14 protein-coding genes are annotated in these 16,922 nt (G+C 72.3%); 13 read left to right on the forward strand and 1 reads right to left on the reverse strand.

Annotated features, from left to right (window positions below):
- The first annotated feature begins 5 nt into the window (after positions 1–5).
- From CG719_RS08435 to CG719_RS08490, 12 genes are all read left to right on the forward strand, one after another.
- Positions 6–1,301, forward strand: a complete 1,296-nt coding sequence (locus CG719_RS08435) for a dihydroorotase (RefSeq protein ID WP_100567883.1) — start codon at positions 6–8, stop codon at positions 1,299–1,301.
- Positions 1,298–1,891, forward strand: coding sequence for a PH-like domain-containing protein (locus CG719_RS08440; protein WP_100567884.1), 594 nt, complete (start codon positions 1,298–1,300; stop codon positions 1,889–1,891). The genes CG719_RS08435 and CG719_RS08440 overlap by 4 nt, the downstream gene beginning before the upstream one ends.
- Positions 1,888–3,045 (forward strand): glutamine-hydrolyzing carbamoyl-phosphate synthase small subunit, encoded by a 1,158-nt coding sequence (gene carA, locus CG719_RS08445; protein ID WP_100567885.1) that lies wholly within the window; start codon positions 1,888–1,890, stop codon positions 3,043–3,045. The genes CG719_RS08440 and carA overlap by 4 nt, the downstream gene beginning before the upstream one ends.
- Positions 3,038–6,346 (forward strand): carbamoyl-phosphate synthase large subunit, encoded by a 3,309-nt coding sequence (gene carB / locus CG719_RS08450; RefSeq protein ID WP_100567886.1) that lies wholly within the window; start codon positions 3,038–3,040, stop codon positions 6,344–6,346. The genes carA and carB overlap by 8 nt, the downstream gene beginning before the upstream one ends.
- Positions 6,347–6,445: 99 nt before the next feature.
- Positions 6,446–7,561, forward strand: a complete 1,116-nt coding sequence (locus CG719_RS08455; protein WP_100567887.1) for a quinone-dependent dihydroorotate dehydrogenase — start codon at positions 6,446–6,448, stop codon at positions 7,559–7,561.
- Entirely contained in the window at positions 7,558–8,403 is an 846-nt protein-coding gene (gene pyrF / locus CG719_RS08460; protein WP_199836560.1) for an orotidine-5'-phosphate decarboxylase, read from the forward strand. The genes CG719_RS08455 and pyrF overlap by 4 nt, the downstream gene beginning before the upstream one ends.
- 288 nt (positions 8,404–8,691) lie before the next feature.
- Entirely contained in the window at positions 8,692–9,015 is a 324-nt protein-coding gene (locus CG719_RS08465; protein WP_003977346.1) for an integration host factor, read from the forward strand.
- A gap of 58 nt (positions 9,016–9,073) precedes the next feature.
- Positions 9,074–9,667: a guanylate kinase gene (gene gmk, locus CG719_RS08470; RefSeq protein ID WP_100567888.1), complete on the forward strand. Its 594-nt coding sequence runs from the start codon at positions 9,074–9,076 to the stop codon at positions 9,665–9,667.
- A gap of 63 nt (positions 9,668–9,730) precedes the next feature.
- Positions 9,731–10,003, forward strand: coding sequence for a DNA-directed RNA polymerase subunit omega (gene rpoZ / locus CG719_RS08475; protein ID WP_030577387.1), 273 nt, complete (start codon positions 9,731–9,733; stop codon positions 10,001–10,003).
- 186 nt (positions 10,004–10,189) lie between these two features.
- Positions 10,190–11,392 (forward strand): bifunctional phosphopantothenoylcysteine decarboxylase/phosphopantothenate--cysteine ligase CoaBC, encoded by a 1,203-nt coding sequence (gene coaBC / locus CG719_RS08480; protein WP_100567889.1) that lies wholly within the window; start codon positions 10,190–10,192, stop codon positions 11,390–11,392.
- A gap of 237 nt (positions 11,393–11,629) precedes the next feature.
- On the forward strand, positions 11,630–12,853 hold the full coding sequence (metK, locus tag CG719_RS08485; protein WP_100567890.1) for a methionine adenosyltransferase: 1,224 nt from the start codon (positions 11,630–11,632) through the stop codon (positions 12,851–12,853).
- Between the two features lie 114 nt (positions 12,854–12,967).
- Positions 12,968–15,115, forward strand: coding sequence for a primosomal protein N' (locus CG719_RS08490; RefSeq protein WP_100567891.1), 2,148 nt, complete (start codon positions 12,968–12,970; stop codon positions 15,113–15,115).
- A gap of 66 nt (positions 15,116–15,181) precedes the next feature.
- On the opposite strand, the gene CG719_RS08495 is transcribed toward CG719_RS08490, so the two are convergent.
- Positions 15,182–15,715 (reverse strand): hypothetical protein, encoded by a 534-nt coding sequence (locus CG719_RS08495; protein ID WP_100567892.1) that lies wholly within the window; start codon positions 15,713–15,715, stop codon positions 15,182–15,184.
- Between the two features lie 226 nt (positions 15,716–15,941).
- On the opposite strand from CG719_RS08495, the gene fmt reads away from it, so the two are divergent.
- Positions 15,942–16,874, forward strand: a complete 933-nt coding sequence (fmt, locus tag CG719_RS08500; protein WP_100567893.1) for a methionyl-tRNA formyltransferase — start codon at positions 15,942–15,944, stop codon at positions 16,872–16,874.
- Positions 16,875–16,922: the final 48 nt, after the last annotated feature.

Genomic DNA, 16,922 nt, shown 5'->3' on the forward strand with positions numbered 1-16,922 from the left:
GACACATGAGCAAGATCCTTATCCGTGGTGCCAAGGTGCTCGGCGGCGCGCCGCAGGACGTCCTGATCGACGGCGAGGCCGTCGAGGCAGTCGGCACCGGGCTGTCCGCCGAGGTCGTCGAGGGCGCCGAGATCGTCGAGGCCGACGGCAAGGTGCTGCTGCCGGGCCTGGTCGACCTGCACACCCACCTGCGCGAGCCGGGCCGCGAGGACTCCGAGACCGTCCTGACCGGCACCCGCGCGGCCGCATCCGGCGGCTACACCGCCGTGTTCGCCATGGCCAACACCTTCCCCGTGGCCGACACCGCCGGCGTCGTCGAGCAGGTCTGGCGTCTGGGCCGGGAGCACGGCTACTGCGACGTGCAGCCCATCGGCGCCGTCACGGTCGGCCTGGAGGGCAGGAAGCTCGCCGAACTCGGCGCCATGCACGAGTCGGCCGCCGGGGTCACCGTCTTCTCCGACGACGGCAAGTGCGTCGACGACGCGGTGATCATGCGCCGCGCGCTGGAGTACGTGAAGGCCTTCGGCGGCGTCGTCGCCCAGCACGCGCAGGAGCCGCGGCTGACCGAGGGCGCCCAGATGAACGAGGGCGTCGTCTCCGCCGAGCTGGGTCTCGGCGGCTGGCCTGCCGTCGCCGAGGAGTCGGTCATCGCCCGGGACGTCCTGCTCGCCGAGCACGTCGGCTCCCGTGTCCACATCTGCCACCTGTCGACCGCGGGCAGCGTCGAGATCGTCCGCTGGGCCAAGTCCCGCGGCATCCAGGTCACCGCCGAGGTCACCCCGCACCACCTGCTCCTCACCGACGAGCTGGTGCGCACCTACGACCCGGTCTACAAGGTCAACCCGCCGCTGCGCACCGAGCGGGACGTGCGCGCCCTGCGCGAGGCACTCGCCGACGGCACGATCGACATCGTCGCCACCGATCACGCCCCGCACCCGCACGAGGACAAGGACTGCGAGTGGGCCGCGGCCGCCATGGGCATGGTCGGCCTGGAGACCGCCCTGTCGGTGGTCCAGGAGACCATGGTCGACACCGGCCTGCTGGACTGGGCGGGCGTCGCGGACCGCATGTCCTTCGCTCCGGCCCGGATCGGGCGGGCCGTCGGCCACGGCCGCCCCGTCTCGGCAGGTGAGCCCGCCAACCTCATGCTGGTCGACACGGCATACCGTGGGCAGGTGGACCCCGCGGGCTTCGCCTCGCGCAGCCGGAACACGCCCTACGAGGGACGCGAGCTGCCGGGCCGTGTCACCCACACGTGGCTCCGGGGCAAGGCCACGCTCGTCGACGGGAAGCTCACGTGACACCTGCACCTCTGCTCGCGGCCGGGATCGCGACCGACATCGCCGCGGAAGGGAAATCGGCCGCGGTCACCGACTGGGCCGCCCGCGTCGGCTGGCTGGTCGGCCTCCTCATGTTCATCGCCCTCGTCTACTGGCTGATGCGCGAGGGCTGGAAGTGGCGCGCCACCCTGCAGGGCGACCTGCCCGAGCTGCCGGACGCGCCCGAGGAACCCGGTCCGGCGACCCTGACGATGACCGGCCGCTACCACGGCTCCACCACCGCCGGACAGTGGCTGGACCGCATCGTGGCGCGTGGCCTGGGCACCCGCAGCCGGGCCGAGCTGACCCTGACCGACGAGGGCCTGGACGTGGTGCGCCCCGGAGCGGACGACTTCTTCGTGCCGGCCGCGCGGCTGCGCGGGGCCCGGCTCGACAAGGGCATCGCCGGCAAGGTGCTCACCGAGGGCGGGCTGCTCGTCGTGACCTGGGAGCACGGCGACCGGCTGATCGACTCCGGGTTCCGCTCCGACCGGGCGGCCGAGCACACCGAGTGGGTCGAGGCCCTGAACTCCATGATCGAGAAGAACACCACGGAAGGCGCCGAACGATGACCACCTCCACCAGGGGAACCTCCAGGGTTCCCGCCGTACTCGTCCTCGAGGACGGCCGGATCTTCCGCGGCCGTGCCTACGGGGCCGTGGGGGAGACGTTCGGCGAGGCCGTGTTCTCCACCGGCATGACCGGCTACCAGGAGACCCTCACCGACCCGTCGTACCACCGCCAGGTCGTCGTCATGACGGCCCCGCACGTCGGCAACACCGGCGTCAACGACGAGGACCCCGAGTCGAAGCGGATCTGGGTCTCGGGCTACGTCGTGCGCGACCCCGCCCGCCGGCCCTCCAACTGGCGTGCCCGGCGCACCCTGGACGAGGAGCTCGCCGCGGAGGGCGTCGTCGGCATCAGCGGCATCGACACCCGCGCCCTCACACGCCACCTGCGCGAGCGTGGCGCCATGCGCGTCGGCGTCTTCAGCGGGGAGGCCGTCCAGGACGACGCCACGCTGCTGGCCCGGGTCCTGGAGTCCCCCCGGATGGAGGGCGCGGACCTGTCCGCAGAGGTGGCCACCGAGGAGGCGTACGTCGTCCCCGCGATCGGCGACAAGAAGTTCACCGTCGCCGCTGTCGACCTCGGCATCAAGGGCATGACCCCGCACCGCATGGCCGAACGCGGCATCGAGGTGCATGTGCTGCCCGCCACGGCCACGGTCGAGGACGTCTACGCGGTCGGGCCCGACGGGGTGTTCTTCTCCAACGGCCCCGGCGACCCGGCGACCGCCGACCACGCCGTCTCCGTCATGCGGGGCGTCCTGGAGCGCGGCACGCCGCTGTTCGGCATCTGCTTCGGCAACCAGATTCTCGGCCGCGCCCTCGGCTTCGGCACCTACAAGCTGAAGTACGGCCACCGCGGAATCAACCAGCCGGTGCAGGACCGTACGACCGGCAAGGTCGAGGTCACCGCGCACAACCACGGCTTCGCCGTCGACGCCCCCGTCGACCGGGTCTCCGACACCCCCTTCGGCCGCGTCGAGGTCTCCCACGTGTGCCTCAATGACAACGTGGTGGAGGGCCTCCAACTGCTCGACAGGCCGGCCTTCAGCGTGCAGTACCACCCCGAAGCGGCCGCGGGACCCCACGACGCCGCCTACCTGTTCGACCGCTTCACGTCTTTGATGAGCACAGTCCTGATGGAGGGCCAGCGTGCCTAAGCGCACCGATATCCAGTCCGTCCTGGTCATCGGCTCCGGCCCGATCGTCATCGGCCAGGCCGCCGAGTTCGACTACTCCGGCACCCAGGCGTGCCGCGTCCTGAAGGCCGAGGGCCTCAGGGTCCTCCTGGTCAACTCCAACCCCGCGACGATCATGACCGACCCGGAGATCGCCGACGCCACCTACGTCGAGCCGATCACCCCGGACTTCGTCGAGAAGATCATCGCCAAGGAGCGCCCCGACGCCCTGCTGCCCACCCTGGGCGGCCAGACCGCGCTCAACACCGCCATCGCGCTGCACGACAACGGCGTCCTGGAGAAGTACGGCGTCGAGCTGATCGGCGCCAACGTCGAGGCCATCCACAAGGGCGAGGACCGCGAGCAGTTCAAGGCGGTCGTGGAGGCCGTCCGCCGGAAGACCGGGCACGGCGAGTCCGCCCGCTCGGTGATCTGCCACACCATGGACGAGGTCCTGGCCGGCGTCGACGAGCTCGGCGGCTACCCGGTCGTGGTCCGCCCCTCGTTCACCATGGGCGGCGCCGGCTCCGGCTTCGCCCACGACGAGGACGAGCTGCGCCGCATCGCGGGCACCGGCCTCACGCTCTCCCCCACCACCGAGGTGCTCCTCGAGGAGTCCATCCTCGGCTGGAAGGAGTACGAGCTGGAGCTGATGCGCGACAAGCACGACAACGTCGTGGTCGTCTGCTCCATCGAGAACTTCGACCCGATGGGCGTGCACACCGGCGACTCCATCACCGTCGCCCCGGCGATGACGCTCACCGACCGCGAATACCAGATCCTGCGGGACATCGGCATCGCCGTCATCCGCGAGGTCGGCGTCGACACCGGCGGCTGCAACATCCAGTTCGCGGTGAACCCCGAGGACGGCCGGGTCATCGTCATCGAGATGAACCCGCGCGTGTCGCGATCCTCCGCGCTCGCCTCCAAGGCGACCGGCTTCCCCATCGCCAAGATCGCCGCCAAGCTCGCCGTCGGCTACACCCTCGACGAGATCCCCAACGACATCACGCAGGAGACCCCGGCCTCCTTCGAGCCGACCCTCGACTACGTGGTCGTCAAGGCGCCCCGGTTCGCCTTCGAGAAGTTCCCGCAGGCCGACTCCACGCTGACCACCACCATGAAGTCGGTCGGCGAGGCCATGGCCATCGGCCGCAACTTCACCGAGGCCCTCCAGAAGGCCCTGCGCTCGCTGGAGAAGAAGGGCAGCCGGTTCACGTTCGTCGGCGACCCCGGCGACAAGCACGAGATGCTGCGCGAGGCGGTCCGCCCGACCGACGGCCGGATCAACGCGGTGATGCAGGCCGTCCGCGCGGGCGCCACACCCGAGGAGGTCTTCGACGCCACGAAGATCGACCCGTGGTTCGTCGACCAGCTGTTCCTGATCAAGGAGATCGCCGACGAACTGGCCGAGGCGCCCGAGCTGACCGCCGAACTGCTCGCCGAGGCCAAGCGGCACGGCTTCTCCGACCAGCAGATCGGCGAGATCCGCGGCCTGCGCGAGGACGTGGTCCGCGAGGTGCGGCACGCCCTCGGCATCCGCCCGGTGTACAAGACCGTCGACACCTGCGCCGCCGAGTTCGCCGCGAGGACGCCGTACTTCTACTCGTCCTACGACGAGGAGAACGAGGTCGCCGCGCGCGAGAAGCCCGCGGTGATCATCCTGGGCTCCGGCCCCAACCGCATCGGCCAGGGCATCGAGTTCGACTACTCCTGCGTCCACGCCTCCTTCGCGCTGCACGACGCCGGGTACGAGACCGTGATGGTCAACTGCAACCCGGAGACCGTCTCCACCGACTACGACACCTCCGACCGGCTGTACTTCGAGCCGCTCACCCTGGAGGACGTCCTGGAGATCGTCCACGCGGAGCGGCAGGCCGGTCCGGTCGCCGGTGTCGTCGTCCAGCTCGGCGGCCAGACCCCGCTGGGCCTGGCGCAGGCGCTGAAGGACAACGGCGTGCCGATCGTCGGCACCCCGCCCGAGGCGATCCACGCGGCCGAGGACCGGGGCGCCTTCGGCCAGGTGCTGGCCGAGGCGGGCCTGCCGGCCCCCAAGCACGGCACCGCCACCACCTTCGCCCAGGCCAAGACCATCGCCGACGAGATCGGCTACCCGGTCCTGGTCCGCCCGTCCTACGTCCTGGGCGGCCGCGGCATGGAGATCGTGTACGACGAGGCGCGCCTGGAGACGTACATCGCCGAGTCGACCGAGATCAGCCCCTCCCGTCCGGTGCTCGTCGACCGGTTCCTCGACGACGCCATAGAGATCGACGTCGACGCCCTCTACGACGGCGAGGAGCTGTACCTCGGCGGCGTCATGGAGCACATCGAGGAGGCCGGCATCCACTCCGGCGACTCGGCGTGCGCGCTGCCTCCGATCACGCTCGGCGGGTACGACATCAAGCGGCTGCGGGCCTCCACCGAGGCCATCGCCCGCGGTGTCGGGGTGCGCGGTCTGATCAACATCCAGTTCGCGCTGTCCGGCGACATCCTCTACGTCCTGGAGGCCAACCCGCGCGCGTCCCGTACGGTCCCCTTCACCTCCAAGGCGACCGCGGTGCCGCTGGCCAAGGCCGCCGCCCGGATCTCGCTGGGGGCGACCATCGCCGAACTGCGCGACGAGGGGCTGCTGCCGAAGAACGGCGACGGCGGCACTCTGCCGCTGGACGCGCCGATCTCCGTCAAGGAGGCCGTGCTGCCCTGGAGCCGCTTCCGGGACACCTCGGGACGCGGCGTGGACACCGTCCTCGGCCCCGAGATGCGCTCCACCGGCGAGGTCATGGGCATCGACTCCGTCTTCGGCACCGCGTACGCCAAGTCGCAGGCCGGGGCCTACGGTCCGCTGCCGACCAAGGGGCGCGCCTTCATCTCGGTCGCCAACCGGGACAAGCGGTCGATGATCTTCCCGGCCCGTGAGCTGGTCGCCCACGGCTTCGAGCTGCTCGCCACCTCCGGCACCGCCGAGGTGCTCAAGCGCAACGGCATCAACGCCACGGTGGTGCGCAAGCAGTCCCAGGGCAGCGGGCCCAACGGCGAGCGGACCATCGTCCAGCTCATCCACGACGGCGAGGTCGACCTCATCGTCAACACCCCGTACGGCACCGGCGGCCGCCTGGACGGCTACGAGATCCGCACCGCGGCCGTGGCGCGCTCCGTGCCGTGCCTGACGACGGTCCAGGCGCTCGCCGCGGCGGTCCAGGGCATCGACGCCCTGCACCGGGGCGAGGTGGGTGTCCGTTCCCTCCAGGAACACGCGGGATTCCTGACCGCGACCCGCGACTAGCGGCCCCGAGGGGGACACCGGAAACGGTGTCCCCCTCTTCATGAGCACCAGGGGGACCCATGAGGCCCCGAGGACACCCGAGGACTCAGTGACTCAGTGATGTACAAGCTCTTCTTCCGTCTGTTCTTCCAGCGGATGGACCCGGAACAGGCGCACCACCTGGCCTTCCGCTGGATCCGGCTCGCCGCCCGCGTCCCGGTACTGCGCACGTTCGCCGCCGCCGCCCTCGCCCCCCGCCACGAGGAACTGCGCACCGAGGCCCTCGGGCTGCGGATGCACGGCCCCTTCGGCCTCGCCGCCGGCTTCGACAAGAACGCCGTGGCGATCGACGGGATGTCGATGCTCGGCTTCGACCACGTCGAGATCGGCACGGTCACGGGCGAGCCGCAGCCCGGCAACCCGAGGAAGCGGCTGTTCCGGCTGGTCCAGGACCGCGCGCTGATCAACCGCATGGGCTTCAACAACGAGGGCTCGCTCGCCGTCGCCGCGCGCCTCGCCTCGCGCACGCCCGTGTTCAGGACCGTCGTGGGCGTCAACATCGGCAAGACCAAGGTCGTCCCGGAGGAGGAGGCCGTCGGCGACTACGTGAAGTCCGCCGAGCGGCTGGCCCCGTACGCCGACTACCTGGTCGTCAACGTCTCCTCGCCGAACACTCCCGGACTGCGCGACCTCCAGGCCACCGAGGCGCTGCGCCCCCTCCTGGCCGCCGTGCGCGAGGCCGCCGACCGGGTCGTGTCCGGGCGCCGGGTGCCGCTCCTGGTGAAGATCGCGCCGGACCTCGCCGACGAGGACGTCGACGCGGTCGCCGACCTCGCCGTGGAGCTGGGCCTGGACGGGATCATCGCCACCAACACCACCATCGCGCGCGAGGGACTCGGGCTGGCGTCCGCGCCCTCGCTCGTGAAGGAGACCGGCGGGCTCTCGGGCGCGCCGCTGAAGGCGCGCTCCCTCCAGGTGCTGCGCCGCCTCTACGCGCGCGTGGGCGACCGCGTCACGCTGGTCGGCGTCGGCGGCATCGAGAACGCCGAGGACGTCTGGCAGCGCATCCTGGCCGGCGCCACCCTGGTCCAGGGCTACAGCGCCTTCGTCTACCAGGGGCCCTTCTGGAGCCGTGCGATCCACAAGGGGCTCGCCGCACGCCTGCGGACCAGCCCGTACGCCACGCTCGCCGACGCGGTCGGCGCCGATGTGAGGAAGGCAGGGGAGACGGCATGAGCCCGGTGGAACCCTTCGGCGCGCGGCTGCGCCGTGCGATGGACGAGCGCGGCCCGCTGTGCGTCGGCATCGACCCGCACGCCTCCCTGCTCGCCGAGTGGGGCCTGAACGACGACGTGGCCGGTCTGGAGCGGTTCAGCCGCACCGTGGTGGAGGCGCTGGCCGGCCGGGTGGCCGCCCTGAAGCCGCAGAGCGCCTTCTACGAGCGTTTCGGCTCGCGCGGTCTCGCCGTGCTGGAGAAGTCGGTCGAGGAGGCCCGGGCGGCCGGTGCGCTGGTCGTCATGGACGCCAAGCGCGGTGACATCGGCTCCACCATGTCCGCCTACGCCGAGTCGTTCCTGCGCGAGGACGCGCCCCTGTTCTCGGACGCGCTCACCGTCTCGCCGTACCTCGGCTACGGGTCGCTGAGGCCCGCGGTCGACCTGGCCCGGGAGAGCGGCGCGGGCCTCTTCGTGCTGGCGCTGACCTCCAACCCGGAGGGCGCCGAGGTCCAGCACGCCGTGCGGCCCGACGGCCGCAGCGTCGCCGCGACCGTACTGGCGCACCTCGCCGAGGAGAACGCGGGGCAGGCCCCGCTCGGCTCCTTCGGCGCGGTGGTGGGGGCCACGCTGGGCGATCTGTCGTCGTACGACCTGGACATGGGCGGGCCGCTGCTCGCACCCGGGATCGGCGCGCAGGGAGCGACGCCGGCCGACCTTCCCCGGGTGTTCGGCCCCGCCGTGCGCAACGTGGTCCCGAGCGTCAGCCGGGGTGTTCTGCGTCACGGTCCCGAGGCGGGTGCGCTGCGCGACGCCGCGGAGCGCTTCGCGGAGGAGATCAGGACCGCGGTGACCGGCGGCTGAGTGCCCCGGCGGGCGGTCCGGGGCGCGCCCGAGCCTGGATACATCCTCGAATCCGGGGCATTATGTCCTAAATGCCCGGCCTGGCGGAGGCTGACCAGGACTTTTCCGCTGTTCTCGCTGACTCCGGCGGACTGGACCGCTAGTCTCCGTCGAGTGGGGGCGCCTCCCACGCCCTCAAGGTAGTGGGGGAGAACGGGCAAGCGTGTTGCTCGTGGCTCCCCAGGTGTGGGGCGACTAGGTTCCTCACCGGTCCGTATCCGACAGTTCGACATCCGAGGTGACGTAGGCGTGGCTCTTCCGCCCCTAACCCCTGAACAGCGCGCAGCCGCGCTCGAAAAGGCCGCCGCGGCTCGCCGGGAGCGGGCCGAGGTCAAGAATCGACTCAAGCACTCCGGCGCCTCCCTGCACGAGGTCATCAAGCAGGGCCAGGAGAACGACGTCATCGGCAAGATGAAGGTCTCCGCGCTCCTTGAGTCCCTGCCGGGCGTGGGCAAGGTCCGCGCCAAGCAGATCATGGAGCGGCTCGGCATCTCCGAGAGCCGCCGCGTGCGCGGCCTCGGGTCCAACCAGATCGCCTCCCTGGAGCGCGAGTTCGGCAGTACCGGCTCCTGAATCCGGGGGCTTGGGGCCGGAGTGCCGGGCACTGCGCGATTGCTGGAATAATCGGCGCATGGCTGTAACACCCCGGGGCGCGACCCCCGTACCCCCGGACGCACGTCCGCGGCTGACCGTGCTCTCCGGCCCCTCAGGGGTCGGCAAGAGCACGGTCGTCGCCCATATGCGCAAGGAACACCCCGAGGTCTGGCTGTCGGTGTCGGCGACGACCCGCAAGCCCCGCCCCGGTGAGCAGCACGGCGTCCACTACTTCTTCGTCACCGACGACGAGATGGACAAGATGATCGCCAACGGCGAGCTGCTGGAATGGGCCGAGTTCGCGGGCAACCGCTACGGCACCCCGCGCGCCGCCGTGCTGGAGCACCTGGAGACGGGTGTGCCGGTGCTGCTGGAGATCGACCTCCAGGGCGCCCGGCAGGTCCGTGAGTCCATGCCCGAGGGCCGGCTGGTGTTCCTGGCTCCTCCCTCCTGGGAGGAACTCGTGCGCAGGCTCACCGGGCGGGGGACCGAGCCGCCCGAGGTCATCGAACGGCGACTGGAGGCGGCGAAGATCGAACTCGCGGCCGAACCGGAGTTCGACGAGACCCTGGTCAACACCTCCGTCGAGGACGTGGCTCGCGAGCTGCTAGCCTTGATGGACGTTGTGTGATCGTGACAGTGAACGTGACGGTCGCACCGAACTGATTCTTTCCCATCCATCGGAAGGTAGAGCGTGTCCTCTTCCATCTCCGCGCCCGAGGGCATCATCAACCCGCCGATCGACGAGCTCCTCGAGGCCACTGACTCGAAGTACAGCCTCGTGATCTACGCGGCCAAGCGGGCCCGCCAGATCAACGCGTACTACTCGCAGCTCGGCGAGGGCCTCCTCGAGTACGTCGGTCCGCTCGTCGACACCCACGTCCACGAGAAGCCGCTCTCCATCGCGCTGCGCGAGATCAACGCGGGTCTGCTGACGTCCGAGGCCATCGAGGGCCCGGGTCAGTAGTCCGCCAGCAGTCCCCGCGGTTCTTCATATCTGAAGATCGCGGCAGGTTTTTCCACAGGCCCGGCAGCGCGACTGCCGGGCCTGTGGTGTGCTCGGGGGGGTGCGGGAGCCGGTCCCGCGATGATGCAGCATGGACGCGTACGCCGACGAGCCGCGGCGTACGTGTGTCGAGTGAGGGGAGGCCCGGTGAGCAAGCCCAAGGTCGTTCTGGGGGTCGCTGGCGGCATCGCCGCCTACAAGGCGTGCGAGCTGCTGCGCAGGCTGACCGAGTCCGGTCACGACGTGCGCGTGGTGCCGACCGCCTCCGCGCTGCACTTCGTCGGCGCCGCGACCTGGTCGGCCCTGTCCGGCCACCCCGTCTCCACCGAGGTCTGGGACGACGTCCACGAGGTCCCGCACGTGCGCATCGGGCAGCAGGCCGACCTGGTGGTCGTCGCCCCCGCCACCGCCGACATGCTCGCCAAAGCCGCCCACGGCCTCGCCGACGACCTGCTGACCAACACCCTGCTCACCGCCCGCTGCCCGGTGGTCTTCGCCCCCGCGATGCACACCGAGATGTGGGAGCACCCGGCCACCCAGGACAACGTGGCGACGCTGCGCCGCCGCGGCGCCGTCGTCATCGAACCGGCGGTCGGCCGGCTGACCGGCGTCGACACCGGCAAGGGCCGGCTGCCGGAACCGGCGGAGATCTTCGAGGTCTGCCGCCGTGTGCTGGCCCGGGGCGCGATCGAGCCCGACCTCGCCGGACGGCACGTCGTCGTCAGCGCCGGCGGCACCCGCGAACCCCTCGACCCCGTCCGCTTCCTCGGCAACCGCTCCTCGGGCAAGCAGGGCTACGCCCTCGCCCGGACGGCGGCGGCCCGCGGAGCCCGGGTCACGCTCGTCGCCGCCAATACCGCCCTGCCGGACCCGGCGGGCGTGGACCTCGTCCGGGTCGGTACGGCCGTGCAGCTGCGGGAGGCCGTGCTGAAGGCCGCGGCGGACGCCGACGCGGTGGTCATGGCCGCCGCGGTCGCCGACTTCCGTCCGGCGGCCTACGCGACCGGCAAGATCAAGAAGAAGGACGGCGAGGACCCCGAGCCCGTCGCGCTGGTGCGGAATCCGGACATCCTCGCCGAGATTTCAGCCGAACGGGCCCGGCCCGGACAGGTGATCGTGGGATTCGCCGCCGAGACCGACGACGTCCTCGCCAACGGGCGCAAAAAGCTCGCCCGCAAGGGCTGCGACCTGCTCGTGGTCAACGAGGTGGGGGAGCGCAGGACCTTCGGCGCGGAGGACAACGAGGCCGTGGTGCTGGCCGCCGACGGCGTCGAGACACCCGTGCCGCACGGACCGAAGGAGGCCCTGGCCGAGACCGTGTGGGACCTGGTGGCCGCCCGGCTCGGCTGAGCGCCCCCGGCCCGTACGGCCCCGCCGAACTTCGAAGCCCGGCGCGTGGCGACTCTGGCCAAGGTCGCCGGGCTTCGGCACAATGCCCGTGCCGCAGGTCACAGCGCTCCCGAGAGGCGAGACAGGTGGGCCGGCGGCCGAGCGCGACCGATAAACTGTTCTCGGACGACGCCAGGCGCAGCCCCGTGCCCGTCCGCCAATGATCAGCCAGCAGCCGCTGCAACCCCAGGGAGCGTTGTGTCCCGTCGCCTGTTCACCTCGGAGTCCGTGACCGAGGGTCACCCCGACAAGATCGCTGACCAGATCAGCGACACCATTCTCGACGCGCTTCTGCGCGAGGACCCGACCTCCCGGGTCGCCGTGGAGACACTGATCACCACCGGCCTGGTGCACGTGGCCGGCGAGGTCACCACCAAGACCTACGCGGACATCGCGACCCTGGTCCGCGACAAGATCCTCGAGATCGGCTACGACTCCTCCAAGAAGGGCTTCGACGGCGCCTCCTGCGGCGTGTCCGTCTCCATCGGCGCGCAGTCCCCGGACATCGCCCAGGGCGTGGACACGGCGTACGAGTCCCGGGTCGACGGTGGCGCCGCGGGTGACGAGTTCGACGAACTGGACCAGCAGGGCGCGGGCGACCAGGGCCTGATGTTCGGCTACGCCTCAGACGAGACGCCGACGCTGATGCCGCTGCCGATCTTCCTGGCGCACCGGCTGTCCAAGCGCCTGTCGGACGTGCGCAAGAACGGCACGATCCCCTACCTGCGTCCGGACGGCAAGACCCAGGTCACCATCGAGTACGACGGCGACAAGGCGGTCCGCCTGGACACCGTGGTGGTCTCCTCGCAGCACGCCTCCGACATCGACCTGGACTCGCTGCTGGCGCCCGACATCCGCGAGTTCGTCGTCGAGCCGGAGCTGAAGGCGCTGCTGGACGACGGCATCAAGCTGGACACCGAGGGCTACCGGCTGCTGGTCAACCCCACCGGCCGGTTCGAGATCGGCGGCCCGATGGGTGACGCGGGCCTGACCGGCCGCAAGATCATCATCGACACCTACGGCGGCATGGCCCGGCACGGCGGCGGTGCCTTCTCCGGCAAGGACCCGTCCAAGGTGGACCGCTCGGCCGCGTACGCGATGCGCTGGGTCGCCAAGAACGTGGTGGCGGCCGGTCTGGCCGCCCGCTGCGAGGTCCAGGTCGCCTACGCGATCGGCAAGGCCGAGCCGGTGGGCCTGTTCGTGGAGACCTTCGGCACCCACAAGGTGGAGCCCGAGAAGATCGAGAAGGCGATCGACGAGGTCTTCGACCTGCGTCCGGCCGCCATCATCCGCGACCTCGACCTGCTCCGCCCGATCTACGCCCAGACCGCCGCGTACGGCCACTTCGGCCGTGAGCTGCCCGACTTCACCTGGGAGCGCACCGACCGCGTGGACGCGCTGCGCGAGGCGGCGGGTCTGTAGGACCGGGGCCACAAGGCCCCCGGCCGCCGCGAGACCTGAGCGAGGCCCGGACCCCATGTGGGTCCGGGCCTCGCTCGCCGTCGGTTGTCGGTCCCGTTTGGTAAGAATGCAAGCGTGAGCAGCGAGAACGGGACGGGGGACGGCGGGGCCGCGGGGGCGCCGCCGGAGCAGCTTGCGCTCATCCGGGAGACCGTGCGCAAGGCGAAGGAGCCACGGGCCAAGCCGCGCACCTGGCGCGGTGCCGAGCTCGCCGGTCGACTGCCCGTGGCGCGCGTACTGGTCGACAAGGGCGCACTGCACCTCGACCGGTACTTCGACTACGCCGTACCCGCCGAACTGGACGCGGACGCACAGCCCGGAGTGCGCGTGCGCGTGCGGTTCGGAGCCGGACGGCACCGGGTGCGCGAGGGGCGGCGCGAGGGCGGCGGACTCATCGACGGGTACCTGATCGAGCGCCGGGCCGAGTCCGACTACGCGGGGCCGCTCGCGGCGCTCGCCCAGGTCGTCTCGCCCGAGCCCGTGCTCGGCGAGGAGCTGCTCGGCCTGGCCCGGGCCGTCGCCGACCGGTACGCGGGCAGCCTCGCCGACGTGCTCCAACTCGCCGTGCCGCCGCGCAGGGCGCGCGCCGAGGATCGGCCCTCGCCCGCACCGCTGCCGCCGCCGTCCGCACCCGACGCGGGCTCCTGGGCCCGTTACGAACGGGGGGCCGCGTTCGTGCGCGCCCTGGCCGCGGGCGGCTCGCCGCGTGCCGTGTGGAACGCGCTGCCCGGACCCGAGTGGAGCGAGGAACTGGCCCGCGCCGTCGCCGCCGCGCTCGCCTCGGGACGCGGCGCGCTCGTCGTCGTCCCGGACGGGCGGGCCGCCGCCCGGGTCGACGCCGCGCTGACGGCCCTCCTCGGCGAGGGACGGCACGCGCTGCTCACCGCCGACGCGGGGCCGGAGAAGCGGTACCGGCAGTGGCTCGCCGTACGCCGGGGCTCGGTGCGGGCCGTCGTCGGCACCCGGGCCGCCATGTTCGCGCCCGTGCGGGACCTCGGCCTGGTCGCCCTGTGGGACGACGGGGACGACAGCCACAGCGAGCAGCACGCGCCGCAGCCGCACGCCCGCGAGGTGCTGCTGCTGCGCGCCGCACAGGACAAGTGCGGCTTCCTGCTGGGCGGTTGGAGCTGCACGGTGGAGGCGGCGCAGCTCGTCGAGAGCGGCTGGGCCGGCTCGCTCGTCGCCGCGAGGGAACAGGTGCGGCGGGCGGCTCCGCTCGTGCGCACGGTGGGCGACGCCGAACTCGCCCGGGACGAGGCCGCGCGGGCGGCCCGGCTGCCCTCGCTCGCCTGGCAGGCGGCCAGGGAAGGGCTGCGGCACGGGCCCGTGCTGGTGCAGGTGCCCCGCCGGGGCTACGTACCGCGGATGGCCTGCGCGCAGTGCCGGGAGCCCGCGCGGTGCCGGCACTGCGCGGGCCCCCTCCAGGGGCAGGACGCCGGGGCGCTCGGCTGCGGCTGGTGCGGCCGGGAGGAGCCGGCCTGGCACTGCCCGGAGTGCGGCTCGTTCCGGCTGCGGGCCCAGATCGTCGGGGCGCGGCGGACCGCCGAGGAACTGGGCCGGGCGTTCCCGTCCGTGCCGGTGCGGACCTCGGGGCGCGAGCATGTGCTGGACACGGTGCCGGGGACACCGGCGCTGGTGGTGAGCACCCCGGGCGCGGAGCCGGTCGCCGAGGGCGGGTACGCGGCGGCGCTGCTCCTGGACGGCTGGGCCATGCTCGGGCGGCCCGATCTGCGCGCCGGTGAGGACGCGCTGCGGCGGTGGACAGCGGCCGCCGCGCTGGTCCGGCCGCAGCCGGAGGGCGGCACCGTGGTCGTCGTGGCCGAACCGACCCTGCGGCCGGTGCAGGCGCTGGTGCGCTGGGACCCCGTCGGCCACGCCCTGCGGGAGCTGTCCGAGCGCGCCGAACTGGGGTTCCCGCCGGTGTCCCGCATGGCGGCCGTGTCGGGCCCGGCGGAGGCGGTGTCGGACTTCCTCCGCACCGTCGAACTACCGCGGGAGGCAGAGGTGCTGGGACCTGTCCCGCTGCCGGTCACGCCTGCCGGCCGCCCCCGCCGCTCCGGTGCGCCCCCACCCGGCGAGTACTGGACGCGCGCCCTGATCCGCGTTCCGCCCGGCACCGGGGCCGCCTTGGCCTTCGCCCTGAAGTCCGCCCAGGCGGCCCGCCTGGCCCGCGGAACTGCCGAACCGATCTGGATCCGCATCGACCCACCGGACATCGGCTGACGCTTCCGCCTGTGCCCTCCCGGGGGTGCCGGCCGGGAGGGCACAGGCGGCCGGGGGAAAGGGGGGTCAGCCGTTGCGAGGGCCGGGGAAGGCAGTGGGGCGGGGGTCGTCGCGGAAGACCGGGCTGCCGGCCGTCGGCTGGGTGGGCATGGAGCGGGCCGCGGGGACCGTGGGGATGCCGGCGCCGACATTGACCGCACGGGTGCCCGCCGGGTCCGGGGCCCGCTCGGCCTCGGCCGCCGCCTGGGCCGCCGCGCGGCGGGCGCCGTAGCGCCGGTGGACCGCCTGCTTGGTGACACCGAGGGCCGAGCCCACGGCGTCCCACGAGAAGCCGAGCGAGCGGTCGAAGTCCACGGCGGCCGTCACCAGGGTCTCGACGCTGTCCCGCAGCTCCTGGGCGAGACGGACGGTCGGGGCGGGGGCACGTCCGTAGACGACGAAGCCCGTGGAGGGGCCGGAGCGGCGCGGGCGGTAGACGTTGCCAAGCTGGGCGGTGAGCGTGCGCAGCGCGTCCACCTGCCGGCGGACCCGCTCGATGTCCCGCACCAGCAAGTGAAGGCTGGCCCGGGCCTGGGCGTCGTGGGTTGCGTGGTCGGCCATGAACAAGCCTCTCGAACCGGCGTTGAAAGGAATCGGGCCGAACAGCGGCCCGCTGTGGTCAACTCTTTCTTGACCAACGCGCTCGCGCTCCACGGGTCACGGTGTGGGGGCGTAGGGACACATACGTACGCCCCTGTGCGCCGGACGCGCGCTGCGCGGCCAGCACGTGGTCATAGACTGGTGCGCTGCCCGCCGTCCATCCCGCCCGAGAGGCCCAAGCCACCCCATGAAGCTCGTCTTCGCCGGTACCCCCGAGGTCGCCGTTCCCGCTCTGGACGCACTGCTCGCCGCCGGGCGGCACGAGGTGGCCGCCGTCGTCACCAGGCCCGACGCACCGGCCGGACGCGGGCGCAGGCTGGTCGCGAGCCCGGTGGCCGAACGGGCGGAGGAGGCCGGGATCGAGGTGCTCAAGCCGCTCAAGCCGCGGGACCCGGAGTTCCTGGAGCGGCTGAGGGAGATCGCCCCGGACTGCTGCCCGGTCGTCGCCTACGGCGCCCTGCTGCCCAGGGTGGCCCTCGACATCCCCGCCCACGGCTGGGTCAACCTGCACTTCTCGCTGCTGCCCGCCTGGCGCGGCGCCGCCCCCGCGCAGCACTCGCTCATGGCCGGGGACGAGATCACCGGCGCCTCCACCTTCCTCATCGAGGAAGGACTCGACTCCGGCCCGGTCTACGGCACCGTCACCGAGATGATCCGGCCCACCGACACCAGCGGCGACCTGCTCACCCGGCTCGCCCTCGCCGGCGCCGGGCTGCTCGCCGCGACCATGGACGGCATCGAGGACGGCACCCTCAAGGCCGTGCCGCAGCCGGCCGAGGGCGTCACCCTCGCCCCCAAGATCACCGTCGAGGACGCCCGGGTCGACTGGACGGCCCCCGCCCTGCGCGTGGACCGCGTGGTACGCGGCTGCACACCGGCGCCCGGCGCCTGGACCACGTTCCGCGGCGAGCGGCTCAAGCTGATCCACGCCGCCCCGGCGCCGCAGCGCACCGACCTCGCCCCGGGCGCGCTCGCCGTCGGCAAGAACGACGTCCACGTCGGCACCGGCTCGTACGCCGTCGAGCTGCTGTGGGTGCAGGCGCAGGGCAAGAAGCCGATGCGGGCGGCGGACTGGGCGCGCGGTGCGCGCATCGCCGAGGGCGAGACCCTCGGGGGCTGACCGGGCGGCACGAACCGGGACGTAGGCTGGGAGCACCGCGTGTCCGAG

Source organism: Streptomyces sp. CB01373 (assembly GCF_002803075.1).
In the GTDB taxonomy this organism is placed as follows: domain Bacteria; phylum Actinomycetota; class Actinomycetes; order Streptomycetales; family Streptomycetaceae; genus Streptomyces.